24 protein-coding genes are annotated in these 23,726 nt (G+C 68.0%); 12 read left to right on the forward strand and 12 right to left on the reverse strand.

Annotation, left to right across the window (positions count from 1 at the left end):
• Positions 1–43: 43 nt before the first annotated feature.
• From trkA to rsmB, 5 genes are read right to left on the reverse strand one after another with little or no spacing between them, the layout of a single operon-like run.
• The gene (trkA, locus tag ACUTAG_RS12660) at positions 44–1,423 is read right to left on the reverse strand and encodes a Trk system potassium transporter TrkA (protein WP_006389932.1); all 1,380 of its coding nucleotides are present in this window, start codon (positions 1,421–1,423) and stop codon (positions 44–46) included.
• Entirely contained in the window at positions 1,420–2,109 is a 690-nt protein-coding gene (locus tag ACUTAG_RS12665) for a response regulator (protein WP_026382142.1), read from the reverse strand. The genes trkA and ACUTAG_RS12665 overlap by 4 nt, the downstream gene beginning before the upstream one ends.
• A gap of 11 nt (positions 2,110–2,120) precedes the next feature.
• Positions 2,121–4,442, reverse strand: coding sequence for a sensor histidine kinase (locus tag ACUTAG_RS12670; RefSeq protein WP_047992069.1), 2,322 nt, complete (start codon positions 4,440–4,442; stop codon positions 2,121–2,123).
• Entirely contained in the window at positions 4,439–5,029 is a 591-nt protein-coding gene (locus ACUTAG_RS12675) for a DUF4390 domain-containing protein (protein ID WP_006389929.1), read from the reverse strand. Before ACUTAG_RS12675 ends, ACUTAG_RS12670 begins: the two co-directional genes overlap by 4 nt.
• Positions 5,030–5,070: 41 nt before the next feature.
• Positions 5,071–6,408 carry a 16S rRNA (cytosine(967)-C(5))-methyltransferase RsmB gene (gene rsmB / locus ACUTAG_RS12680; RefSeq protein ID WP_148317389.1) on the reverse strand — a complete coding sequence of 446 codons (1,338 nt, stop codon included), beginning with the start codon at positions 6,406–6,408 and terminating at the stop codon, positions 5,071–5,073.
• A gap of 129 nt (positions 6,409–6,537) precedes the next feature.
• On the opposite strand from rsmB, the gene ACUTAG_RS12685 reads away from it, so the two are divergent.
• Entirely contained in the window at positions 6,538–7,170 is a 633-nt protein-coding gene (locus ACUTAG_RS12685; RefSeq protein ID WP_006389927.1) for a LysE family translocator, read from the forward strand.
• Positions 7,171–7,321: 151 nt separating this feature from the next.
• Positions 7,322–8,638, forward strand: a complete 1,317-nt coding sequence (rimO, locus tag ACUTAG_RS12690) for a 30S ribosomal protein S12 methylthiotransferase RimO (protein ID WP_020925999.1) — start codon at positions 7,322–7,324, stop codon at positions 8,636–8,638.
• A 54-nt stretch (positions 8,639–8,692) separates the two neighbouring features.
• Here the strand turns inward: rimO and ACUTAG_RS12695 are convergent, their stop codons facing one another.
• Positions 8,693–9,010: a DMT family transporter gene (locus ACUTAG_RS12695; RefSeq protein ID WP_006389925.1), complete on the reverse strand. Its 318-nt coding sequence runs from the start codon at positions 9,008–9,010 to the stop codon at positions 8,693–8,695.
• Positions 9,011–9,105: 95 nt separating this feature from the next.
• Between ACUTAG_RS12695 and ACUTAG_RS12700 the strand changes: the two genes are divergently transcribed.
• Entirely contained in the window at positions 9,106–9,492 is a 387-nt protein-coding gene (locus ACUTAG_RS12700) for a winged helix-turn-helix transcriptional regulator (RefSeq protein ID WP_006389924.1), read from the forward strand.
• A 55-nt stretch (positions 9,493–9,547) separates the two neighbouring features.
• On the opposite strand, the gene ACUTAG_RS12705 is transcribed toward ACUTAG_RS12700, so the two are convergent.
• Positions 9,548–10,108, reverse strand: coding sequence for a ferritin-like domain-containing protein (locus ACUTAG_RS12705; RefSeq protein WP_020925998.1), 561 nt, complete (start codon positions 10,106–10,108; stop codon positions 9,548–9,550).
• 227 nt (positions 10,109–10,335) lie between these two features.
• Between ACUTAG_RS12705 and ACUTAG_RS12710 the strand changes: the two genes are divergently transcribed.
• Genes ACUTAG_RS12710 through ACUTAG_RS12725 form a run of 4 tightly spaced genes read left to right on the forward strand, consistent with a single transcriptional unit; the run spans position 10,336 to position 12,709 of the window.
• Positions 10,336–10,938, forward strand: coding sequence for an LOG family protein (locus ACUTAG_RS12710; protein ID WP_006389919.1), 603 nt, complete (start codon positions 10,336–10,338; stop codon positions 10,936–10,938).
• Positions 10,939–10,960: 22 nt separating this feature from the next.
• Positions 10,961–11,521 (forward strand): hypothetical protein, encoded by a 561-nt coding sequence (locus ACUTAG_RS12715; protein WP_006389918.1) that lies wholly within the window; start codon positions 10,961–10,963, stop codon positions 11,519–11,521.
• 20 nt (positions 11,522–11,541) lie between these two features.
• The gene (locus ACUTAG_RS12720) at positions 11,542–12,168 is read left to right on the forward strand and encodes an HAD hydrolase-like protein (RefSeq protein WP_020925997.1); all 627 of its coding nucleotides are present in this window, start codon (positions 11,542–11,544) and stop codon (positions 12,166–12,168) included.
• Positions 12,169–12,193: 25 nt separating this feature from the next.
• Positions 12,194–12,709: a class IV adenylate cyclase gene (locus tag ACUTAG_RS12725; protein ID WP_053498314.1), complete on the forward strand. Its 516-nt coding sequence runs from the start codon at positions 12,194–12,196 to the stop codon at positions 12,707–12,709.
• A gap of 47 nt (positions 12,710–12,756) precedes the next feature.
• Here the strand turns inward: ACUTAG_RS12725 and fmt are convergent, their stop codons facing one another.
• Together fmt and def are read right to left on the reverse strand one after the other, a co-directional pair.
• Positions 12,757–13,698, reverse strand: a complete 942-nt coding sequence (gene fmt, locus ACUTAG_RS12730) for a methionyl-tRNA formyltransferase (protein WP_020925995.1) — start codon at positions 13,696–13,698, stop codon at positions 12,757–12,759.
• A gap of 31 nt (positions 13,699–13,729) precedes the next feature.
• Positions 13,730–14,242 carry a peptide deformylase gene (gene def / locus ACUTAG_RS12735; protein WP_006389914.1) on the reverse strand — a complete coding sequence of 171 codons (513 nt, stop codon included), beginning with the start codon at positions 14,240–14,242 and terminating at the stop codon, positions 13,730–13,732.
• A 257-nt stretch (positions 14,243–14,499) separates the two neighbouring features.
• Here def and dprA point away from each other — a divergent pair, with 257 nt between their 5' ends.
• The 3 genes from dprA (at position 14,500) to ACUTAG_RS12750 (ending at position 17,255) form a co-directional block, all read left to right on the forward strand.
• Positions 14,500–15,627: a DNA-processing protein DprA gene (gene dprA / locus ACUTAG_RS12740; RefSeq protein WP_148317391.1), complete on the forward strand. Its 1,128-nt coding sequence runs from the start codon at positions 14,500–14,502 to the stop codon at positions 15,625–15,627.
• 148 nt (positions 15,628–15,775) lie between these two features.
• A complete protein-coding gene (locus ACUTAG_RS12745) occupies positions 15,776–16,684 on the forward strand; it encodes a hydroxymethylglutaryl-CoA lyase (RefSeq protein WP_446650208.1) in 909 nt (302 codons plus the stop codon).
• 97 nt (positions 16,685–16,781) lie between these two features.
• Positions 16,782–17,255 carry a hypothetical protein gene (locus ACUTAG_RS12750; protein WP_006389908.1) on the forward strand — a complete coding sequence of 158 codons (474 nt, stop codon included), beginning with the start codon at positions 16,782–16,784 and terminating at the stop codon, positions 17,253–17,255.
• A gap of 121 nt (positions 17,256–17,376) precedes the next feature.
• Here ACUTAG_RS12750 and ACUTAG_RS12755 read toward each other — a convergent pair whose 3' ends face one another.
• Positions 17,377–18,393, reverse strand: a complete 1,017-nt coding sequence (locus ACUTAG_RS12755; protein ID WP_006389907.1) for an amino acid ABC transporter substrate-binding protein — start codon at positions 18,391–18,393, stop codon at positions 17,377–17,379.
• Between the two features lie 100 nt (positions 18,394–18,493).
• Positions 18,494–19,735, reverse strand: coding sequence for an aminotransferase-like domain-containing protein (locus ACUTAG_RS12760; protein WP_047992075.1), 1,242 nt, complete (start codon positions 19,733–19,735; stop codon positions 18,494–18,496).
• A gap of 212 nt (positions 19,736–19,947) precedes the next feature.
• Here ACUTAG_RS12760 and ACUTAG_RS12765 point away from each other — a divergent pair, with 212 nt between their 5' ends.
• Entirely contained in the window at positions 19,948–20,667 is a 720-nt protein-coding gene (locus ACUTAG_RS12765; RefSeq protein WP_054482040.1) for a YggS family pyridoxal phosphate-dependent enzyme, read from the forward strand.
• A gap of 86 nt (positions 20,668–20,753) precedes the next feature.
• Positions 20,754–21,722 (forward strand): Bug family tripartite tricarboxylate transporter substrate binding protein, encoded by a 969-nt coding sequence (locus tag ACUTAG_RS12770; protein WP_020925991.1) that lies wholly within the window; start codon positions 20,754–20,756, stop codon positions 21,720–21,722.
• A gap of 83 nt (positions 21,723–21,805) precedes the next feature.
• Here ACUTAG_RS12770 and ACUTAG_RS12775 read toward each other — a convergent pair whose 3' ends face one another.
• Positions 21,806–23,677, reverse strand: coding sequence for a DUF3857 domain-containing transglutaminase family protein (locus ACUTAG_RS12775; RefSeq protein WP_148317395.1), 1,872 nt, complete (start codon positions 23,675–23,677; stop codon positions 21,806–21,808).
• Positions 23,678–23,726: the final 49 nt, after the last annotated feature.

The following is a 23,726-nucleotide window of genomic DNA, read 5'->3' on the forward strand; positions in this document are numbered from 1 at the left end:
CCGGCCGCCGCCGGCCCGCCGGGAAGCTGGGCGCGCGGATCCATCAGAAGAACGACGCCGACACTTGGAACAGCTTTTCCACGCGCGGCATCTGCTTGCGCGAGGGCACGAAGACGATGACGTGGTCGTCGGTCTCGATCACGGTATCGGCGTCGGGCAGAATGATTTCGTCCTCGCGCACCAGGGCGCCGATGCTGGCGCCCTTGGGCAGGCTGATCTCGCCCACCGGCCGGCCCACCACCTTGGAATTGGAGCGGTCGCCGTGGGCGATCGCCTCCAGCGCCTCGGCCACGCCCTGGCGCAGGCGGTGCACCGCCGCCACGTCGCCGCGGCGCACGTGGCGCAGCAGTTCGCTCATGGTGGCCTGCGACGGCGACACGGCGATGTCGATATGGCTGCCCTGCATCAGTTCGCCATAGGCCTGGCGGTTGATCAGCGCGATCACCTTGCGCGCGCCCAGCCGCTTGGCCAGCAGCGACGACATGATGTTGTCCTCGTCGTCGCTGGTCAGCGCCAGCCAGGTGTCCATGTCCTCGATGTTCTCGCGTTCCAGCAGGGCCTCGTCGGTGCCGCTGCCATGCAGCACCAGCACGCTGTCGGGCAACTGCGTGGCCAGGTATTCGCAGCGCTTGAGGTCGCGCTCGATGATGCGCACGCTGTAATTCTCTTCGGCCAGCGTGCGCGCCAGCCGCAGGCCGATATTGCCGCCGCCGGCGATCATCACGCGGCGCACGGCCTTCTCGGCCTCGCGCAGCTGGCGCACGGCGCGGCGGGCATGGCGCGTGTCCACCACCAGCACCACTTCGTCGCCGGGCGCGATCACGGTGCCGGAGCCGGCCCGCAGCGGCCGGCCGCCGCGCAGCACGTCGATCACGCGGGCGGTGACGTCGGGCCAGACCTCGCGCAGCTTGTCGACGGGATGATGCGCCATCGGGCTGCCATGCCCGACGCGGACGGTCACGACGCTGACGCGGCCCTCGGCGAATTCGACCACCTGCAGCGCCTCGGGGAACTCGATCAGGCTGTGCAGGTAGGTGGTGACGCTGCGCTCGGGGCTGATGATGGCGTCGATGCAGAAGCCCTCTTCGCTCATCAGTTCGGGATATTCGGCGATTTCGCCCGATCGGATGCGGGCGATGCGGCGCGGGATGTTGAACAACTGGCGGGCGATCTTGCAAGCCACCATGTTGGCCGCGTCGGAGGCGGCGCAGGCGATCAGCAGGTCGGTATCGGCGGCGCCCGCGCCCTCCAGCACCGATACCTGCGAGCCGTCGCCGTGGACGACGCGCAGGTCAAAATGTTCTTGCAGGTATTGCAGCTGGGCCGGATCCGAATCGATCACCGTGATGTCGTTCTGCTCGGACACCAGGTTTTCAGCCACGCTGGTGCCTACGCGACCAGCGCCGATGATCAGGATCTTCATGCGCCCCGTTTGCGCGCCGATTCAATGCCCAATTGCTTGAGCTTGCGATACAGGTGGGTGCGCTCGAGGCCGGTGCGTTCGGAAACGCGCGTCATGCTGTGGCTTTCGCGAACCAGGTGGTATTCGAAATAAATACGCTCGAATTCATCGCGCGCCTCGCGCAGCGGTTGGTCCAGCGAGATGCTGCCCAGCTGGCCGTTGGCGGTGACCGGAACCTCGTTGGCGGGAGCAGCCGACAACGCCGGCGGATCGAGTTCGTCTTCGAGGGCCACGGTGGCGCTGGCCGTCGCCGGCGCCACAACGGGCGCCGGATGCGGCACCCTGCCACGGGCCAGGCCGGCCGCCACGGTCTTGAGCAGGCGTTGCAGCGTGATGGGCTTTTCAAGGAAGTCCATGGCGCCGATGCGCGTGGCCTCGACCGCCGTGTCGATGGTGGCGTGGCCGCTCATCATGATGACCGGCATGTCCAGCAGGCCTTGCGAGCCCCATTCCTTGAGCAGGCTGACGCCATCGGTGTCCGGCATCCAGATGTCCAGCAGCACCAGATCGGGACGCATGCGAAGGCGCGCGGCGCGCGCTTGCGCCGCGTTTTCGGCCAGTTCGACCGTATGCCCTTCGTCGTAAAGGATTTCCGACAAAAGCTCGCGAATACCGACTTCGTCGTCAACCACCAGAATTCTGGCCATAAAGCATCCACCTATTGCGTAGCCGCATTATCCTTTTCTTGCGCGGTCGCGTCCATAGTATCGGCCCCGGGCGCAAGCCGGGTCAACAAGATGGAGATCCGCGCGCCGCCTTCCTTGCGATTGGCAAGGTCGATCCGACCGCCATGCTCTTCCACGATCTTGCGTACGATTGCCAATCCTAACCCAGTCCCGTGGGACTTGGTGGTTACGTAGGGCTCGAAGGCGCGCTGCATGACCTGCGGCGGGAAACCCGGGCCGGTGTCGGCGACCGTGAAACGCAGGGCCTGCTGGTCGGCGCGGTCGGGCTGCTCGCTGCGCATCAGCTGGGTGGTGACGCTGACCCGGCCCTCGCCGCCCTTCTCGGCGATGGCGTCGCGGGCGTTGGACAGCAGGTTGTGGATCACCTGGCGCAGCTGGGTCGGGTCGCCCTCGATGGCCGGCAGGTCGGCGCCCAGGCTGACGTCCAGGTTCAGCGCCTTGCCCGACGCCGAACGCACCGAGGGGGCGCCGTCGGGCTCCCAGCCGTACAAGGACAGCACGTCCGCCACCAGGGCGTTGAAATCGATGCGCTGCATCACCGCCGGCGGCGTGCGGGCGTATTCGCGGAAATCGTCCACCATCTGCTTGAGCGACGCCACCTGGTTGACGATGGTGTTGGTGGACCGCTCGACGATCTGGGCCTCGGCCGGTTGCAGCTTGCCCTCCAGCTTCATCGCCAGGCGCTCGGCGGAGAGCTGGATCGGCGTCAGCGGATTCTTGATTTCGTGGGCCAGGCGGCGCGCCACCTCGCCCCAGGCCACCGTGCGGTTGGCCGAAATGACCTCGGTGATGTCGTCGAACACCACCAGGTAGCCGTTGCCACGGCCATCGACCCGCAGGTGGGTGCCGCGCGCCAGCAGCGTCAGCGCCTGCGGCCCGTTGGGCGTGTCGCCCTGCTTGGGGGCGATCTCGAACTGCTGCTGCCAGTGCTGGCGTTCCGAACCCACCGCCGCGTGGGTGGAAAACGCCTGCCGCACGACATTCGCGAATTCGAGCATGCCGTCCACGGTTTCCAGCGGCCGCCCGATCACCGAGCGCAGGTCGGCCTGCAGGATGGTCTGGGCGCCCTGGTTGACGGTGGTGACGCGGAAGGACTCGTCGAACACCAGCACCCCGGAAGACAGGTTCGACAGCACACTTTCCAGGTAGACGTTAGAGCGCTCGAGCTGCTGGCGGTTGCTTTCGACCATGCGGCGGGCCTCGTCGAGCTGACGCGTCATGGCGTTGAATGAACGGGTGAGCTGGCCGACCTCGTCGCGTTCGGGCGGCTCCGGCAGCGGCCGGTAATCGCCCACGCCCACGGCCTGGGTGCCGCCGGCCAGGCTGAGCAGCGGCCGCACCAGCCGCTTGGACAGCGACAGCGCCACGGCGATGGCGCCGAATGCGGCCAGCAGCAGCGCCAGGGTCAGCGTGATGCCATAGAGCTTGCGCAGGCCCAGCCGCGACAGGGCCAATTCCTGGTAGTCGCGAAAGCCCTGCTGCACCAGGTTGGCGTTGTGCGCGATCTGCTCGGGCACCGGCTGCAGCAGCTGCAGCCAGCGCGGCTCGGAGGCGGCGCCCAGCAGGTTGTCGTAGCGGTCGGGCCCGGTCAGCGGGATCACCACGCGCAGATGCAGGCCGCCGTCCACGCCCGGCTTGACCGGATCGTCGGCCTCGGCGGCGGAATAGCCGCGCGACAGGCGCAACTGGTTCATCACGGCGGGCGGCGGCATGGCCGGCAGCAGTTGGCCATACTGGCTGGTGGAGAATGCCACCATGCGGCCGCTGCCGGTGAAGACCATGGCTTCCTGCACGCCGTTGGCTTCGCGCAGGCGGGTCAGGGCCAGCGTCACGCCGGTGTCGGAATTGCGGTTCAGTTCCGCGGCCATGGAGCGCGCCCGCGCGTCCAGGTCGGCCAGCAGCGAGTCGAGCGCGGCGCGGCCGAGGTTCAGGCCGGCCTCGAGCGCGCTATCGACCCGAACGTTGAACCACGACTCGATCGAGCGCGACATGAACTGCACCGAGACCGTGTAGATCAGCGCGCCGGGCACCACGCCGATCAGGGCAAAGGCCAGCGAAAACCGCGCGGTAAGCCGGGCGCCGAACTGCCGGCGGCGGATCTGCCGCGCCAGCCGCACCGTCAGCGCCACCACCCAGACGAACAGCGCCAGGGCGAAAATGCCGTTCAGGATCAACAGCGTGTCGTAATAGCGGGCAAAGCGCGAGGCATTGCCGGTGGACCACGCCAGCAGGCCCAGCAACGCCAGGCCGCTCACGGCGCCGACCATCAAGGCCAGCCGAAGCAGCAGCCTCATGAGGGGTCTTTCTCCTTGTCACCCAGCGTGAACGAAAAATCGGTCCACGGCGTCGCCTGGATCCAGGAACTGCTGTTCAGGGCATTGACCTGGAAGGGCCGCGGCAGCAGCGACGTGTCCAGCCGCAACCGCAGCTGGCCGCCATAGACCACGCCTTCGTCGAACTCGTCGGCGTCGGCCACCTGCCAGTTGCGGACGTGGCGGATGACGCTCATGGCGTCGTCCAGCGATGCCACGGGGAAGGAAAGCTCGCCCACCCCGGCGCGCCACTGGCGCGTCAGCGCGTTGTAGATCACGCGCCAGGTGCGCGAGGTATCCACCAGGGATTTGTCGAACCACCACCAGCGCTCGCGCGTGATGGTCAGGTCGGCGGTGAAATACAGGGGCACGCCGCGCTGGGCGGCGTCGCGCAATTGCGGGTTCAGTTCGAATTCGATGTCGGCATCGATTTCAAGTTTGTCGCCACGCACCACCGGTTCGACCCGCGCCACTTTCGGCTCGGATCCATGCGCCTGGCCGGCCGGCACCAATGACAGCGCGGCAGATGCGAACAACAACCCGAGAAATAAGCGTGAAATGATGGACATACGACACCAGAACCCCCGTCATGCCCCCTATTCTTGGCGATTCACGACTGCTTGGCAAACAAGGCGTAGAAAAACCCATCGTGCTGCGCCGCGGGTGTTGCGTCGACAGCAACTGGCAGCAATTGCCCCGGCGCCTCCAGGCGCCGGGCATCGGGATGGCGCTGCAGGAATTCCAGCGCCTGGCGCGTGCCTTCGATCGGGAATACCGAGCAGGTCACGTACAGCAGCCTGCCGCCAGGCGCCACGGTCTGCCAGAGCGCGTCCAGGATGCGGGTCTGCAGCGTGGCGGTGCGGCGCAGGTCGTTTTCGCGGCGCAGCCAGCGGATGTCGGGGTGGCGCCGCACGATGCCCGATGCGGTGCAGGGCACGTCCGCCAGCACCGCATCGAACGGCCGGCCGTCCCACCAGGCGTCCAGATCGGCGGCGTCGGCCGCCTGCAACCGCGCCCGCTCGCCGGCCAGGCCCAGCCGGTCCAGGTTCTGGCCGACCCGCGCCAAGCGCCCGGCATCGGCGTCCAGCGCCAGCAGGTCGATGTCCGCCAGCTCCAGCAGGTGCGCCGTCTTGCCGCCGGGCGCCGCGCAGGCGTCCAGCACGCGCATGCCGTCGACCGGCGCCAGCAGCTCGGCCGCCAGCTGGGCGCCGGCGTCCTGCACCGACCACCAGCCCTCGGCGAAGCCGGGCAGTTGCGCCACGGGCCGGGGCGTGGCCAGCACCAGGCCCGCCACGCCGGCGGGCTCGGCCGCCAGGCCGGCGTCCCGGAACGCGGCCAGCACCTGCTCGCGGCTGGCGCGGCGGCGGTTGACGCGCAGGGTCAGCGGCGCCGGCAGGTTGGCGGCACGCAGGATGTCCTGCCATTGCTGGGGATAGGCCACGCGCAGTTGCTTGACCCACCAGCCCGGATGGTTCCATTCGGCCTCGGGGCTGTCGGCCACCGCGGCCGCCAGCGCCTCGCGTTCCCGCAGGAAGCGGCGCAGGCAGCCATTGAGCAGGCCCTTGAACGAGGCCAGGCTGCGGTTCCTGGAGGCGGCCGTGACGGCCTGGTCCACGACGGTGTGCGGCGCGTACACGGGCATGCCCGGCAGCGCGGCCGCGGCCTCTCCCTCGGCCCGCAGCAGGGTCAGGGAGACCAGCAGCAGCGACTCGAACAACACGTTGGGATAGCGCTGCACCAACTCGCGGCCGACCGCGTCGGCCCAGCCCAGATAGCGCATGGCGTGGAACGACACCGCCTGCACGGCCGGCCGCAGCGGTCCGTCGACGTCGGCCAGCGCCTCGGTCAGCGACCGCCCGTCCAGGACTTGCTCCACGACGCCCGCGCTGGCAAGCAGGACGGTGGACAGCGAGGGGGCCAGATGAGGGGGGGCGGAACGCGTGGACATGGCAGGAAATCAAAGGACAAGACCGCTATGGTAGCCCGGCGCGGCCTTTCCCCTCGCGACGGCCGGCCCCGGAGCGCTGGACGAACCCGGCCGGGCGCGTCACACTGGCCGCTTGCCTCGGAGCCCGCCATGTCCACCGCCACGCTGCTGCTGTTCATCCTGGCCTCGGCCGTCGCCATCGTGACGCCCGGCCCGACCGTCCTGCTCGCCATGAGCAACGGCTCGCGCCACGGCGTGCGCACCGCCTGCTGGGGCATGGGCGGCGCGGTGCTGGCGGATTTCATTCTGGTGGGCGCGGTCGCTTCCGGCCTGGGCGTGGTGCTGGCCGCCTCCGAAGTGGCCTTCCATGTCATCAAGTGGGCGGGCGCTGCCTACCTGGCCTATCTCGGCTGGAAGATGCTGCGCTCGGACGCCGCGCTGGTGCTGCCGGCCGCCGAACCCGGCGCCGCGCGGCCGGTGGGCCTGAAGCTGGGCCTGCGCAGCTTCGTGGTGGCGCTGACCAACCCGAAGGCGCTGCTGTTCATGTCGGCCTTCCTGCCGCAGTTCATCAATACCCAGGCGCCCCTGCTGCCGCAATACGCCACCGTGGCCGCCGTGCTGGCGCTGATGAACATCCTGACCATGCTGGCCTACGCCACCCTGGGCGCGCAGCTGGTGCGGGCCTTTCGCGGCTCGGGCCTGCGCTGGCTGAACCGGGTCTGCGGCTCGCTGATGATCGGGCTGGCCGGCACCCTGGCGCTGTACCGCCGCAGCGGCGCCTGACGCCCGGCGTCGCCCTGCTCCGATATTAGGGACGCACACCAGCCGGGAATCGCCCTCGGCGACCCGCTAAAATAACGGCCCCCCGCCCTGCCGCGCTAGAATTGCGCAGTATTTGATCACTGGCGCCGGCTCGCGCCCACCGAGGTATTCCATGTCTTCCCCCAAAGTCGGCTTCGTCAGCCTGGGCTGTCCCAAAGCCCTGGTCGACTCCGAACGCATCCTGACCCAACTGCGCACCGAAGGGTATCAAGTCACGCCCGAATACAACGACGCCGACGTCGTGGTGGTCAACACCTGTGGTTTCATCGACAGCGCCAAGGCCGAGTCGCTGGAAGCCATCGGCGAAGCGCTGGCCGAGAACGGCAAGGTCATCGTCACCGGCTGCATGGGCGTCGAGGAATCGGTGATCCGCAACGTGCACCCCAGCGTGCTGGCCGTGACCGGCCCGCAGCAGTACGAGGAAGTGGTGCGCGCCGTGCATGACGCCGCGCCGCCCAAGAAGGACCACAACCCCTACCTGGACCTGGTGCCGCCGCAGGGCGTCAAGCTGACCCCGCGCCACTACGCCTACCTGAAGATTTCGGAAGGCTGCAACCACCGCTGCAGCTTCTGCATCATCCCGTCGATGCGCGGCGACCTGGTCAGCCGCCCGGTGGGCGACGTGCTCAGCGAAGCCGAGCGCCTGGTCAAGGCCGGCGTCAAGGAACTGCTGGTGATCTCGCAGGACACCAGCGCCTATGGCGTCGACGTCAAGTACCGCAGCGGCTTCTGGAACGGCCGCCCGGTGCGCACCCGCATGACCGAGCTCTGTACGGCCTTGTCCGAAATGGGCGTCTGGACGCGCCTGCACTACGTCTACCCCTACCCGCACGTGGACGAAGTGATTCCGCTGATGGCCGAAGGCAAGATCCTGCCCTATCTGGACATCCCGTTCCAGCACGCCAGCCCGCGCATCCTCAAGGCCATGAAACGCCCGGCGTTCGAGGACAAGACGCTGGCGCGCATCAAGCAGTGGCGCGAGACCTGCCCCGACCTGACCATCCGTTCGACCTTCATCGTCGGCTTCCCCGGCGAGACCGAGGAAGACTTCCAATACCTGCTGGACTGGATGCAGGAAGCCCAGCTCGACCGCGTCGGCTGCTTCCAGTATTCGCCGGTCGAAGGTGCGCCCGCCAACCTGCTCGACAACCCGGTGCCTGACGAGGTCAAGCAGGAACGCTGGGAACGTTTCATGGAAATGCAGCAGTCGATTTCGACCGCCCGTCTGGCGCGCAAGGTCGGCCGCGAGATCGAGGTGCTGATCGACGAGGTGGACGAAGACGGCGCCGTGGGCCGCAGCGCCGGCGACGCGCCGGAAATCGACGGCTGCGTCTACGTCAGTTCCGACCGCAAGCTCAAAGCCGGCGACCTGGTGCGCGCCCGCGTCACCGACTCCGACGAATACGACCTCTGGGCCGACACGGTCTGAGCGCCATGTTGCCGGCGGCGCCCGCCGCCGGCAGGAAACCCCAGTCCGCTGCGGCTAGGCCTCCAGCAGCTTCAGGCCCGCCACGCCGCCCACGATCAGGGCGATGCACGCCAGGCGCGCGACGGACGGCGAATCGCCGAACAACACGATCCCCAGCACCGTGATGCCCACGGAACCGATGCCGGTCCACACCGCATAGGCGGTGCCGGCGGGCAGGTGCCGCATCGCCAGGGTCAACAGGAAGATGCTGCCCAAGGCCGCGGCGATGCCGATGGCGCTGGGCCAGAACCGCGTCCAGCCGTCTGCGTACTTCAACGCCAGCGCCATCACGATTTCCACCGCGCTCGCGGCCAACAGGATCCACCAGGCCATCGCGGCCTCCCTTCGATATTGGAATGCGGCAAGCTTAGGGCCTATAGTTACCCAGGCACAAGTACGCACCTTTTGGTAACCATGAAAGGCTCACCATGGCTGTCTCTTCCTCTTCATCGGCGGACGTCTTCGACGCCGCCTGTCCGTCGCGCCGCGCGCTCGAACTGATTTCCGGCAAGTGGGTGCCGCTGGTGCTTCCGGCCCTGGCGCGCGGCCCGCTGCGCAACAACGAACTGCTGCGCAAACTGGGCGGCATCTCGCAGAAGATGATGACGCAGACGCTGCGCGACCTGGAACGCCACGGGCTGGTGCGGCGCGAGGACATGCGCACCGTGCCGCCGCACGTGCGCTATCACCTGACCGAGCTGGGGAAATCGCTGAATGTGGCGCTGGTGGCGCTGGATCGCTGGGCCGAAAGGCACCATGCGCAACTGGACGCGGCGGCGCGCCGCCATGACGCTGCGGCCGCGCGCGCCGGCTGATCACAGCCAGCCGGCACGTCCCGGGCGGACGGCCCGCCCTCGGCCGGCGTCGGCCTTAATGCTTGGCCAGAAAATCAGACATGTCGTCGGCGTGCTCTTCCTCGACCGCCAGGATTTCCTCCAGCAGGCGACGCGTGGTCGAATCCTGCTCGCCGATGTACTCGATCATCTGGCGGTAGCTGTCAATGGCAATACGCTCGGCGATCAGGTTTTCCTTGATCATTTCTTCGAGCGTGCTGCCCTCGACGTACTCGGAATGGCTGCGTTCGAGCAGGCCCTTGGGCGACAGGTTGGGCTCGCCGCCCAGCTGCACGATGCGTTCGGCCAGCTTGTCGGCGTGCTCCTGTTCCTGGGTGGCGTGCTCGGCGAATTCCGCCGCCACCGGCTCGGCGTTCAGGCCGCGGGCCATGAAGAAGTGGCGCTTGTAGCGCAGCACACAGACGATTTCCGTGGCCAGCGCTTCGTTCAACAGCTTGAGCACGGTCTCGCGGTCGGCGCGGTAGGTGTCGGTGACGGCGCCGGACTCGATGTCCTGGCGCGCCTTGGCGCGGATCGCCTTCACATCCATGTCGAAGGGGCGGCTTGCCTGTTCGCGGTTACGGGTCGTGTTTTCCATATCGTTAGCTCCTTTTGGGTTAGCAATACGACGCTGGATTTCCAGTCGTTCCGAACAACCCAGTCTACCGGCCATGCAAAAAGATGCTGTGTCCAAACATTGCCCATGGCCCCGGATCGGCCTTTCACGCGCCGCGCAAAAACGCGTCCGGCGCTTCTCGTAAACTATCGGCTTCCCGGACGGCCCGTGACGCAATCTGTAACGGGCCCGGCAATAAGTAGCTTCATATGACCCTGAAGAACATCTGCGTGTATTGCGGCTCCAATCCCGGCGCGCGCCCCGACTATCTGGAACAGGCCCGCGTGCTGGCCCGAGAACTGGTCAAGCGCGACCTGGGCCTGGTCTACGGCGGCTCGATCGTCGGCATCATGGGCGTGATCGCCAACGAGGTGCTGGCGGGCGGAGGCCGGGTGATCGGCGTGATCCCTGAACTGCTGCAAAAGAAGGAACAGGCCCATCGCGGCCTGACCGAATTGCACCTGGTGCAAAGCATGCACGAGCGCAAGGCCATGATGATGGAGAAGGCCGATGGCTTCATCGCGCTGCCCGGCGGCGCCGGCACGCTGGAGGAATTCTTCGAGGTCTGGACCTGGGCCCAGCTCAGCATGCACCAGAAGCCCTGCGGCCTGCTCAACATCGCCGGCTACTACGACGCGCTGATGCAGTTCGTCGACCACGCCGTCGACGAAGCCTTCATGCGCCCCCAGCACCGCGACATGCTGGTGGTGGAAAGCGATCCCGCCACGCTGCTGGACCGCTACGCCATCTACGAGCCGCCCAACGTCTCCAAGTGGTTCGAGCCGGTCAAGCCCGAGCATCGCGCCCCCTAACCCGCCCCAAGGAAAGCCCGCAATGTCCAACGGTTCGTCGTTCCCCGCCAGCACCGAGTCCGTATTGCGCGATTACTTCCACGCCAAGGACGAAAACCGTCCGCACTACATGGCCCGCGCGTTCGCGCCGCAGGCCGTGCTGAAGATGGCGCTGCGCACGCAGGCCATCGCGTTTCCGCCCGAATCCCACGGCCTGGCCGCGATTACCGACACACTGGTGCGCAAGTTCGGCCAGACCTACGACAACGTCTACACCTTCTACCTGGCGCGGCCCGACGCCGATGCGCGTCTGTCCGACTATTCCTGTGACTGGATCGTCGGCATGACCGAAAAAGCCACGGGCAACGTGCGCGTGGGTTGCGGTCGCTACGACTGGACGTTCCAGCCCGAACCCTACCGCGCTTCGCGCCTGACCATCACTATCGAGACCATGGTGACCCTGCCACCCGGCGACGCCGACGCCGTCTTCGGCTGGCTGCTGGCGCTGGACTACCCCTGGACCAACGCGCAGCGCGTGGTCGCCGGCGCCCCGCCGCTTGAAGACCTGGCGCCAGTGGTGCAGTATCTGCTTCACCCCATGTAGCTCGGCATCGGATTGTTTACTTGAAATACGACATCGCAGCCTTCGACTTCGACGGAACCCTGGCCGATACCATGCCCTGGTTCAATTCCATCCTGAACACGGTCGCGGACAAGTACGGTTTTCGCAAGATCGACGCCGCCGAACGCGACCAGCTGCGTCACCGCGACGCCGCCGAGATCCTCAAATTCCTCGGCATCCCGCTGTGGAAGCTGCCCGCCATCATGGCGCACGTGCGCACACTGATGCAGGAGATCGATCCCAGCGTGCACATGTTCGACGGCATTCCCGACGCGCTGGCCCGCCTGAAGGCCGCCGGGGTGCGGCTGGCGGTGGTCAGCTCCAATTCGCTGGAAAACGTGCGGCGCGTGCTGGGGCCCGACACCGCGGCCCTGTTCGACGACTACGAATGTGGCACCGACCTGTTCGGCAAGGCGGCCAAGATCGACCGGCTGCTCAAGCGCCACGACACCGCGCCGGAACGTTTCTTGCTGGTCGGAGACGAAATGCGCGACATCGACGCCGCGCGCAAGGCGGGGGTCAGGGTCGGTTCCGTGGCCTGGGGCTACAACCACGTGGACGCGTTGCGCGAGCGCGGCCCCGACGAATTGATCATGCAGGTCGCCGATCTGCCCGCCGTGCTCGCTTGACGCGGCTTTCGCCCCGGAGGCACCCATGGCACGCAACATCGAGATCAAGGCGCGGGTGGCCAGCCTGGCCGCCGTCGAATCCCTGGCGGCGGCGCTGTCCGGCAAGGAGCCGGTCGCCATCGCGCAGGACGACACCTTCTTCGCCTGTCCCGATGGCCGTCTCAAGCTGCGCGCTTTCAGCGACGGCACGGGTGAACTGATCTTCTACCGCCGCGCCGACGACACCGGGCCCAAGGAAAGCTTCTACGTCATCTCGCCGACGTCGTCGCCGGACACGCTGCGCGATGCGCTGGGGCTGGCCTACGGCGTCATCGGCCGCGTGCGCAAGCAGCGCCTGCTGTTCATGGCTGGCCGCACCCGCATCCATCTGGACCGGGTCGAGGGACTGGGGGAATTCCTGGAACTCGAAGTGGTGCTGCGCGACGGGGAAAGCGCCGCGGCCGGCATGGCCGAAGCGCGGGAACTGCTGGCCAGCCTGCGGATCGCCCCGGAACAGCTGGTGTCCGGCGCCTATCTGGATCTGCTGGCCCAACGGGGCTGAACCCGGCGCCAAGGGCGGCGGCACGGCCGGGATAGCACCGGCCGGCGTCAGTCCGGCTGCCAGCCTCGCACGAACACGTCCACCGGCTGGCGCTTGCCACCCGCCTTCTGCAGTTCCAGCAAGCGCAGCACGCCATCGCCGGTGGCGATGTCGATGCCGTCGGCAGCGGTGCGCAACACGCTTGCCGGCGCGGCCGTCACGGCCTGCGCCACGGCCTCGGCGCGCCACACCTTCACGGGATCGGCCAGGCCGGGCAGGCGGATGCTGGCGCCGGGCACCGGATTGAATGCGCGCACGCGGCGCGCCAGCAGCGCCGCGGGCTGGCTGCAGTCGAGCGCCGCCTCGGCCTTGTCGAGCTTGGCGGCGTAGGTCACGCCTTCCTCGGGCTGCTTGCGCGGCGCCAGGCCGCCCTGCGCCAGCGCGGCCAGGGCCGCCACGATCGCCTCGCCGCCGGCCAGCGCCAACGCGTCGTGCAACTGCGCGGCATTGGTGTCGGCGCCGATCGGCACGATACGTTCGAGCAGCATGTCGCCGGTGTCCAGGCCCGCGTCCATCTGCATGATGGTGACGCCGGTGCGGTCATCGCCGGCCTCGATGGCGCGCTGGATCGGCGCCGCGCCGCGCCAGCGCGGCAGCAGGCTGGCGTGGATGTTCAGGCAGCCCAGGCGCGGCAAGTCCAGCACCCACTGCGGCAGGATCAGGCCGTAGGCCGCGACCACCATGACGTCGGGCGCCACGCGTTCGAGCAGGGCACGCGCCTCGGCGGCTTCATCGGGATAGCGGCCATCCAGCCGCAGGCTGCGCGGCTGGGCCACCTCGATACCGGCGTCGAGCGCGGCCTGCTTGACAGGACTGGGCGTCAGCTTGAGTCCGCGCCCGGCCGGACGGTCGGGCTGGGTCATGACCAGGGGAATGTCGTGCCCTGCCGCCCGCAGGGCGTCGAAGGCGATACGGGCGAATTCCGGCGTGCCGGCAAAAACGAGGCGCATGAGGGTCGGACCAGGAAGGATGGGACGGGCGTCAGGCGCGCAGCGCTTCGCGCTCGGCCTTTTTCAGCTTGGTCTTGATGCGGTTCTGCTTCAGGTTGGACAGGTATTCGACGAACACCTTGCCTTCCAGGTGGTCAAGCTCGTGCTGCACGCAAACGGCCAGCAGGCCGTCGGCGTCGAACTCGAACGGCTTGCCGTCGATGTCCAGCGCCTTGCAACGGATGCGCGAGGCGCGCTCGACTTCGTCGTAGATGCCCGGAACCGACAGGCAGCCTTCCTCGTAGATCTTGTAATCGTCGCTGCGCCAGGTGATCTCGGGGTTGATCAGCACCAGCAGCTGGTTGCTTTCTTCGGAGACGTCGATGACGACCACGCGCTCGTGCACGTCCACCTGGGTCGCGGCCAGGCCCACCCCCGGCGCGTCGTACATGGTCTCGGCCATGTCGCGCACCAGTTGGCGGATGCGGTCATCGACCTCGGCGACCGGCTTGGCCTTCTTGTGCAAGCGCGGATCCGGGTAGCGAAGAATGGGAAGTAAAGCCATTGAATAGGGATCGTTGGTAATTGGTGTCTGACCAACAGTTTAATTCATTAGAGTCTTGATTTCTAATAGTTTTCGGCTAAATCCAGGATTGTCGAAGCGCTGTCCGGCACCGTTTTGCCCGATGGCGGCCGGGACGATTCGGTCCGCCCCGCCCGCCCCCGGCCCCACCGTCATGAGACACTCTCGGACGTCCGGCGCGCCGCGCGCGCCCCGCCTCCGCGCCTTTCCCGCGCCGGCCCATCCCGCGCTCTTCGCCCATGCCGCTCACCCATACCGCCGCTGAATTGTCCGCCTGGCTGCGCCTGTCCCTGGAACCGGGCATAGGTTCCGCCACCGCCTGCACGCTGCTGGGCGCCCTGGGGCTGCCGGAACAGATCTACGCCCAGCGCGCCACCGCCCTGGCGCGCCAGCTGCCCGACGCGCTGGCCCGCCAGCTGGCCGCGCCCATGCCCGCCGACATGGCGGCCCAGGTCGACAGCGCCCTGCAGTGGGTCGACGCGCCCGGCCATCACATCCTGACGCTGTCAGATCCGGGTTATCCACAAAGCCTGCTCACCATCGCCGATCCCCCCATCCTGCTCTACGTGAATGGCGATCCGGCCTATCTGCAAGGCCCCGCGCTGGCGGTGGTGGGCGCGCGCAACGCCACGCCCGGCGGCCAGGAAAACGCCCGCGCCTTCGCCCGCCACCTGGCCGGCAGCGGCTGGCGCGTGGTCAGCGGCCTGGCGCTGGGCATCGACGCCGCGGCCCACGAAGGCGCGCTGGACGCCGGCCCGGGCGGCGCCGGCACGGTCGCCGTGATGGGCACCGGCATCGACCGCATCTACCCGGCGCGCCACCGCGACCTGGCGCACCGCATTGCCGCGCAGGGCGCGCTGGTATCCGAGTTGCCGCTGGGAACCGGCGCCTTGCCGCAGCATTTCCCCAAGCGCAACCGCATCGTGGCAGGCCTGGCGCGGGGCGTGCTGGTGGTGGAAGCGGCCCGGCAGAGCGGCTCGCTGATCACCGCGCGCCTGGCGGGTGAGAGCGGACGCGAAGTGTTCGCCATCCCCGGCTCGATCCATTCGCCACTGTCGCGCGGCTGCCATGCGCTGATCCGCCAGGGCGCCAAGCTGGTGGAGACCGCGGCCGACATTACCGACGAACTTGGCGGCGGCCCGCAACCGGGCACGCGCCGACCGCCCGAGCCGGCCGACGGTCCGGGCGACGCCGACAACCCGACCCATCCGGTGCTCGAAGCCCTGGGCTTCGACCCCTTGCACCTGGATGCGCTGCAGGCACGCTGCGGGCTGGACACCGCCACGCTGCAAGCGCAATTGCTCGAACTCGAACTGGCCGCGCGTGTCGCGCGCCTGGACGATGGCCGCTTCCAGCGCCTGAAATAGGCTGCGGCCCCCTGCCGTCCGACGCGCCGGCCAGGGCATGGACAGGGCTGGGACCGGCCACGGACGGGGCCGGATGCGATGGCGCTAATATTGTCCCTGGCACCGGGCCGCCATCGCGGCCGCCCCCGATACCGATACAGGAAGAGACATGGCATTGCCCACACGCGTCAAGATCGTCGAGGTTTCGCCCCGCGACGGCCTGCAGAATGAAAAGGAATTCGTGCCCACCGACATCAAGGTGGAACTGATCGACCGCCTTGCGGCCGCCGGCTTCCCCAACGTCGAGGCGGCCTCGTTCGTGTCGCCCAAGTGGGTGCCGCAAATGGCCGACGGCGCCGACGTGATGGCGCGGATCCAGCGCCGCCCCGGCACCATCTATTCCGTGCTTACGCCCAACATGAAGGGCTTCGAGGGCGCGCTGGCCGCCGGCGCGGACGAGATCGTCATCTTCGGCGCGGCCAGCGAGGCCTTTTCGCAAAAGAACATCAACTGCTCCATCGCCGAGTCCATCGCGCGCTTCGAGCCCGTGGTGCAGGCCGCCCGCGAAGCCGGCATCCGCGTGCGCGGCAGCATCAGCTGCGCGCTGGGCTGTCCCTACCAGGGCGAGGTGCCCATCGAATCCGTGGTCGACGTGGCGCAGCGCTACCTGGCCATGCAGCTCAACGAGATCGACGTGGCCGACACCATCGGCGTGGGCACGCCGCAGCGCGTGCGCGACGTGATGGCCGCGGTCACCCGCGTGGTGGACCCGGCGCGCGTCTCCGGCCACTTCCACGACACCTACGGCCAGGCGCTGGCCAACATCCTGGCGTCGCTGGAAACCGGCATCTCGATCTTCCACGCCTCGGTGGCCGGCCTGGGCGGCTGCCCCTACGCCAAGGGCGCGACCGGCAACGTCGCCACCGAAGACGTGCTGTACATGCTGCGCGGCCTGGACATCGACACCGGCGTGGACTTCGACGCGGTGGTCGACATCGGCCAATGGATGTCGGCCAACCTGAATCGCAAGGGTTCCAGCCGCGCCGGCAACGCCATTGCCGCCAAGCGGGCCGCCTGACGCGAAAAACTCGTAGAATGGCTGCGCGCGTTTCGCGTGAGCGCCGGGGCCACCCGGCGCACGTCTTCTCGCAACGCTACCGGAACTCCGCAGCCGCATGACGTCCCCCGCCCCCTCCCCCTCGCCCGAGGATCACGCCGCCCTGCTGCGCGCCATCGGCCCGCTGCCCCTGTCGGGGCAGGCCTGGCCCGATTGGGTGCGCATCCTGACCTGGGTCATCCTGGCCGTGCTGGGCGTCCAGGTCGTCACCACCGCCATCCGCGCCCCGGGCCAGTCGCTGGACGGCATGATGGCCGTCGTGGTGGGCCTGTGCTTCATCGGCCTGCTGTTCGTGTCATGGCACATGCAGACCTCCATCACCACCATCGACGAACACGGCCTGCGCCAGACCTGGTTCTCGCGGCGCGAAGTCGCCTGGGAGGACGTGCGCGAAGTCCGCTTCGTGCCGATGATCTTTTCCAAGCGGCTGGTGGTGTTCACGCATCGCGGGCGGCCCGTGATCTTCCAGGGCGGCACGCGCGAACTGCGCGCGGCGTTCACCCGGATTGCCGAGGTGTACCGGCGCCGCTGACGATCCGGACCAGGCGCCACCGCCGCCACCGCCGCCACCAACGGCCCCAAAAAAAACCGATGCCGCGGCATCGGTTTTTCATTGGCGGGCCCGAACGGCGCCGCCCGGGCCCAGGCCGCGCTCAGCGGATCGGCAGCGCGTACATCAGGCCGCCCTGCGTCCACTGCGCATTCAGGCCGCGCTTGATCTTCAGCGGACTGCCCTGGCCGACGTTGCGCTCGAAGCTCTCGCCGTAATTGCCGACCTGCTTGACGATGTTGTAGGCCCACTTCTCGTCCAGCCCCAGGTTGGCGCCGCCGCCGGGCGTCACGCCCAGGATGCGCTTGATGTTGGGATTGCTGCTCTTGGCCTGTTCGTCGACGTTCCTGGAGGTGACGCCATATTCCTCGGCCTCGATCATGGCCGACAGCGACCAGCGCACGATGTTCAGCCAGGCGTCGTCGCCCTGGCGCACGAACGGACCCAGCGGTTCCTTCGAGATGATCTCGGGCAGCACCACGTAGTCGTCGGGGTTCTGCAGCTTGGAGATGCGGATCGATGCCAGGCCCGAGGCGTCAGTGGAGAACACGTCGCAGCGGCCCGCGGCAAACGCATTGACCACTTCGTTGAAGGTCTCGATCACCACCGGCTTGTAGGTGACGTTGTTGGCGCGCGCCCAGTCGGCCAGCGTGTTCTCGTTGGAGGTGCCGGTCTGCAGGCAGATCGTGGCGCCGTTGATTTCCTTGGCGCTCTTGACGCCCAGCGACTTGGGCACCAGGAAACCCTGGCCGTCATAGAAATTGATGCCGGCGTGGATGATGCCCAGCGCCGTGTCGCGCTGCTGCGTCACGGTGGTGTTGCGGGTCAGCACGTCGACTTCGCCCGATTGCAGCGCGGTGAAGCGCTGCTGCGAATTGAGCGGCACCACCTTGATCTTGTTGGCATCGCCGAACACGGCCGCGGCGATCGCGCGGCACAGGTCCACGTCCAGCCCCTGCCACTTGCCCTGCGCGTCCGGCGCGGAAAAGCCCGCGAAACCCGTGGTGGTGCCACAAGCCACCGCCCCACGCTGGCGCACGACGTCCAACGTCGCCGCCTGCGCGCCTTGTGCCACGGCCAGCAACAACGCCGCGCCCACCAACCCTTTTGCAATGTTCATGACTGTTTTCCTGTTGTACCGGGACGCGCGAGCGCGCCACGGCGAGAAGCTTATAGACATGAAGCGCCCGCGCAAAATAACCAGCGCTTATTTGGGTATATCACGCCGCCAGCGAGATCGACACCGGCTGGTTGGCCTCGCACGCGTCCAGGGCGCGGCTGAGCCGCTGCATGCCCTGGGCGATCTGGGCTTCGTTCATGGTGGCGAACGACATGCGCATGGCATGCAGGTCGGCCTGCGCCGGGTCGGCGTAGAACGCCTTGCCCGGCACGTAGACCACTTCGTGCTCGATGGCGTAGGGCAGCAAGCGGGTGGCGTCGACCTCGCCCGTCAGGCGCGCCCAGAAGAACATGCCGCCCTCGGGCTTGCTGAACGCAATGCGTCCGTTCAGCTCGCGCGTCAACGATTCGGCCATGGCGTCGCAGCGCAGGCCATAGGCCGCGCGGATGCGCGGCACGTGCTCTTCGTAGCGGCCATTGGCCAGGTATTGCGCCACGACTTCCTGGATCCACGTGGACGAAGCCATGTCGTCGGCCGCCTTGGCGCCGACGCAGCGGCGGCGGATTTCGGCCGGCGCCACCAGCCAGCCGATGCGCAAGGCGGGCGCCATGGTCTTGGACATGCTTGCCAGGTACACGGCCCAGTTGCGGGCCTCGCCCTCGGCCAGCGCCATGATGGGTGGCACCGCCTCGCCGGCGAAGCGCAATTCGCTGTACGGATCGTCCTCGACGATGAGGAAGCGATGCTTGACCGCCAGCTCCAGCAGGCGCAGGCGGCGCTGGCGCGAAATGGTGGCGCCACAGGGATTGGAGAACGACGCCACCACGCACACGACCTTGGGCTTGACGCGCGCGGCAAGCTCATCGAGCGCGTCGATGTCGACGCCGTCCGGGCCGGACGGCACGGTATGCACCGTGGCGCCGGTGTAGCGCAACGCCTGCACGGAATTCGGAAAGGCCGGCGATTCGATGACGGCATGGTCACCGGGCTGGAGCATCACACGGGTCAGCAGCGCCATGGCTTGCTGCGACCCGCCGGTGACGGCCAGTTCCGTGTCCGCGTTGCAGTGCAGGCCGCGCGCCGCCGACAACCGCGCCAATTCGTTGCGCAGACTGGCCTGTCCGTCGATGTTCGAGTATTGCAGGCAGGCGCCAAGCCGCGACAGCACCTGGGTGGAGGCGATCGTCAGGCCGTCCACGTCGAACAGTTCCTGCGCCGGATAGCCGCCCGCCAGCGAAATGGTGCCCGGCCGCATCGCGTAGGGCATCAGCGAACGGATCGGGGAGGCTGGGGGATTCAGGAAAGGCGTGGCAAAAGCGTACTCGGGCGCGGCGCTGGACATGGCGGAGGGGACGGCGAGGAGAAAGGGAGGACCCGCGCCGTCGTGCGGACGGCGCCGGAGGCTTAGAACATTGAAATCTAAACAAATATCGCCAAATTCTAAGCCTGCCGCTCCGGCAGGGTCAACGAAGATGCGGCGCGGCGCGGACCGGTGTGGCGAAACGGTGCGCGCGCGTCCTACACTATGGGACATTCCGTACCGAAGAGACCCGCATGACCGAAGTAGACACCATGGCCATCCGCCTGGCCGCGATCCGGCAACGCATCGCCCAGGCTTGCGAACGCGCCGGCCGGGCACCGGACAGCGTGACGCTGCTGCCCGTCAGCAAAACGTTCGAGGTCGACGCCATCCGCGAGGCCATGGCGCTGGGCCTGGCCCGGTTCGGCGAGAACAAGACCCAGGAATTGCGGCAGAAAGCCGCGGCGCTGGCGGGACAGGGACTGCAATGGGTGTTGATCGGCCACCTGCAGACCAACAAGGCCAAGGACGCGGCGCGTGACGCCGCCGAGTTGCAATCGCTGGACCGGATCGACCTGGCCGAGGCCCTGCACCGCCGCCTCGTTCTCGAGGGCCGGACGCTAGACGTGCTGGTGCAGGTCAAGACCTCCAGTGAACCCAGCAAATACGGCATGGCGCCGGGTGAGGTGTCGGCCTTCCTGCGGCGCATCGTGGCCGAGTTCCCGACCTTGCGCGTGCGCGGCCTGATGACGATGGCGGTCAACTCGCCGGATCCGGGCGAAGTGCGCGCCTGCTTCCGCAGTTTGCGTGAACTGCGCGACCAGCTGCGCCAGGAAGCGATCGAAGGGGTGTCGCTGGAACGCCTGTCGATGGGCATGAGCGGAGATTTCGAACTGGCGATCGAGGAGGGCTCGACCGAAGTGCGCATCGGCACCGCCATCTTCGGCGCCCGCAGCTACCCGGATCCGCAATAAGCCGCTGAATCCGGGCCGGGAAACAGGCGCATATTGCCGCGTTGCCGGGGCATAATAGCGTCGCAAAAAAAATGAGGAGACTCCCCATGCACAAGCACGCCCGGCGCCTGTTGGCGCTTGCCGCCCTGTCGCTGGCCGCCACCGCGGCCGCCGCCCAATCCTGGCCCACCCAACCCATCCGCTGGATCGTGCCCTACCCGGCCGGTGGCGGCGCCGACGTGGTCGCGCGCACCGTCGCCAGCGGCATCGAGAAACCGCTGGGCCAGACCATCGTGGTCGAGAACCGCCCCGGCGCCGCCACCATCATCGGCGCCACCGCGATCTCGCAGGCCGAACCCACCGGCTACGTCGTCGGCACCGCCGACTCCGGCACCCTGGCCTACAACCCGACGCTGTACGCCAAGCTGGCCTACGATCCGTCCAAGTTCACCTACATCGGCGGCATCGCCAAGTTCCCGCTGCTGCTGGCGGTGAACGTCAATTCACCCTACAAGACGGTCGCCGACGTGATCCAGGCCGCCAAGAAGGAACCCGGCAAGCTGACCGCCGCCTCGGCCGGCGCCGGCTCGCCGCACCACCTGGCGCTGGAGCTGTTCAAGCAGCGCACGGGCGCCAACCTGCTGCACGTGCCCTACAAGGGCGCGGCGCCCGCCATCCAGGACCTGCTGGGTGGACAGGTGGACGTGATGTTCATCGACCTGGCCGCCGGCCTGCCCAACGTCAAGGCCGGCAAGCTGCGCGTGCTGGGCGCGGCCACGCCCGAGCGCGTTGCCGTGCTGCCGGACGCGCCCACCATGGCCGAACAAGGCGTGCCCGACTTCACCGCCTACGCCTGGCAAGGCCTGGTCGCCCCCGGCGGTCTGCCGGAAGCCGTGGTCAAGAAGCTGTCCGCCGAACTCGACGCCACGCTGAAGTCGCCTGCCGTGTCGCAGAAGATGCTGGACATGGGCGTCATCCCGATGCCCATGTCGGCGCAGGACTTCAAGGCCTATGCCGACAAGGAGCGCGCCACCTGGGCCGACGTGATCAAGAAGGCCAACATCAAGCTCGAATGAGCGCGTCTTGCCAATGAAAAACGCGGCCCCGGGGCCGCGTTTTTCATTGGTGACCGCGCCACTGGCGAAGGACAGGCGGCCGGTCACTTGCCCGGCAGCGTCACCGCCAGGCGCAGGGATTCCACGCACTGCCGGCCCTTGTCGATGGCCTGGCCGAAGCCATCCGACACGATGTCCGCATGGCTGAACCAGCTGACCTTGCGGACGCTGCGATAGCGGTACTGGTAACCCGAGGCGGCGGGCTTGCCGTCCAGGTCCACATCGATCCAGGGTGAGCGCACCTGGCAATGCAGCGCCGGCGCGTCGACCTGGCCGCCCGTCAGCGTCACGTCGTACGACGCGGTCTCCGGCGTGCCCAGATAGATATCCGCCAGCTGGCCGGTCTGGCGGTAGCGGGCGAAGGCCTCCCAGTCATCGCCCAGGTGCGATTGCGTGTGCACATACTGCCGGCCGACGCGTTCCAGCGCCCGCAGGTCCACCAGCGTGGCGTCGATGCGATAGGTGGCGGGCACCACGAAATCGCTGGCGGCGCGCTGCAGCCGGCAATCGCGATTCTTGGCGGCGAAACTGCGGCACAGCGCCTGGTCCATCGCCGTCACGCCGTTCTGCAGATCACCCACGCTGACTTCGGCCGCCACCATGCGCCCCACCTCGACCGATGCGCGCACCTGCGCCTGCCCGTCCTCGCCAAACCGCTCGTTGCGCGTCACCACGACGCCGACGCCCGGTGCCTCCAGCGCGATGTCCTCGCGCCGCATATTGCTCCGGCTGTCCATGACGAACGCCCAGCGCTGCTGGATATCGGGCATGGTGAAGCCCGGCACGAACACCGGGTTGGTGGGATCCAGCCACCAGGTCGCGCCCTGCACGCGGGCGCGCACGATGGCATGGTTGGGCGCGGCCAGGCCGGGCAGCAATACCTCGGGCGCCATGGTGCCGCGCGCCACCAGGGCGGGTTCGGCCGCGATGCCGGCCGCGCGCAGCATGGCCACCAGCAGCACCGCCAGGTCCTTGCAGTCGCCGTAGCCGCGGCGCTCGATCTCGTCGAGCGCAAACGGAATCTGGCCACGCTCGCTGCTGCGCCAGTCGCCCAGGTAGCGGTAGTGTTCGTGCAGATGGCGCATCAGGCCGGCCACGGCCTGGGGCGCGGGCTTGTCGCGCTGCGCCGCGACCACCGCGGCGGCGTTCGGCGGCAGCGGGGCCGCCAGGATCTCGTTGTAGCGCTTGGCGAACGGGCCGAAATAATCCTGCAGCGCGTCGGCACTGCCGATCTCCAGGCGCGGCGACTGCCGCAGATAACCCTGGTCCGACTCATTGACGTAGGCGTAGTAGTAAGGCGTGGCCTTCAGCTCCACGGTGATGTGCCTGGCATCGGCCGCCGCCTCGACGCGGTAGGCATCCATGGCCTGGCCGCGCCAGATCATCGGGCGATCGGCGCTGAACTCGGCGCGGAAGCGCTCCTGGCGCACGGCGCGTGGTTGCAGATCCAGCACGTAATGAAACTGCGTGGCCGAAGGGATGCCGGCAAAGTGTTCACGCAAGGTGTAGACGATGGTGCTGCCCACGCGCAGATTGGGAAAGGCCAGCGAAGTCTGCTTCTGGCGCAGGAAGCCCTGGTCCGGATTGGGCGCCATGCGGGTGTCGATCTGGGCGGCGGCCAGCGGCACCGGCTTTTCGCCCGGCTGGATCAGTTCGGCGCGCTCGACCTTGAGGCTGTCGTTCTCGGCGTAGCTGCGGTCGATGCGCGATACCAGGTCGCGCCCGGCCAGGGTCAGGATGGTGTAGCGATAGGTGCTGACGCACTCGGTGCTGTTGTCCTTGCCAAAGCGGCAGTGGAACTCGGTTTCGCCAGACAGTGGCGCTTCGGCGACCGGCTGGCGCGCGGCATGGGCCGGCAGGCTGGCCGCGGCCGCCAGGACGACGGCCAGCAGGGGGGAGCGGGAAGAAACAGGCATGGGGAAAGCGACGCCTCATATTACAACTGAGACGCAATGTTATTTGCAA

Source organism: Achromobacter sp. CSND-B12 (genome assembly GCF_052906545.1).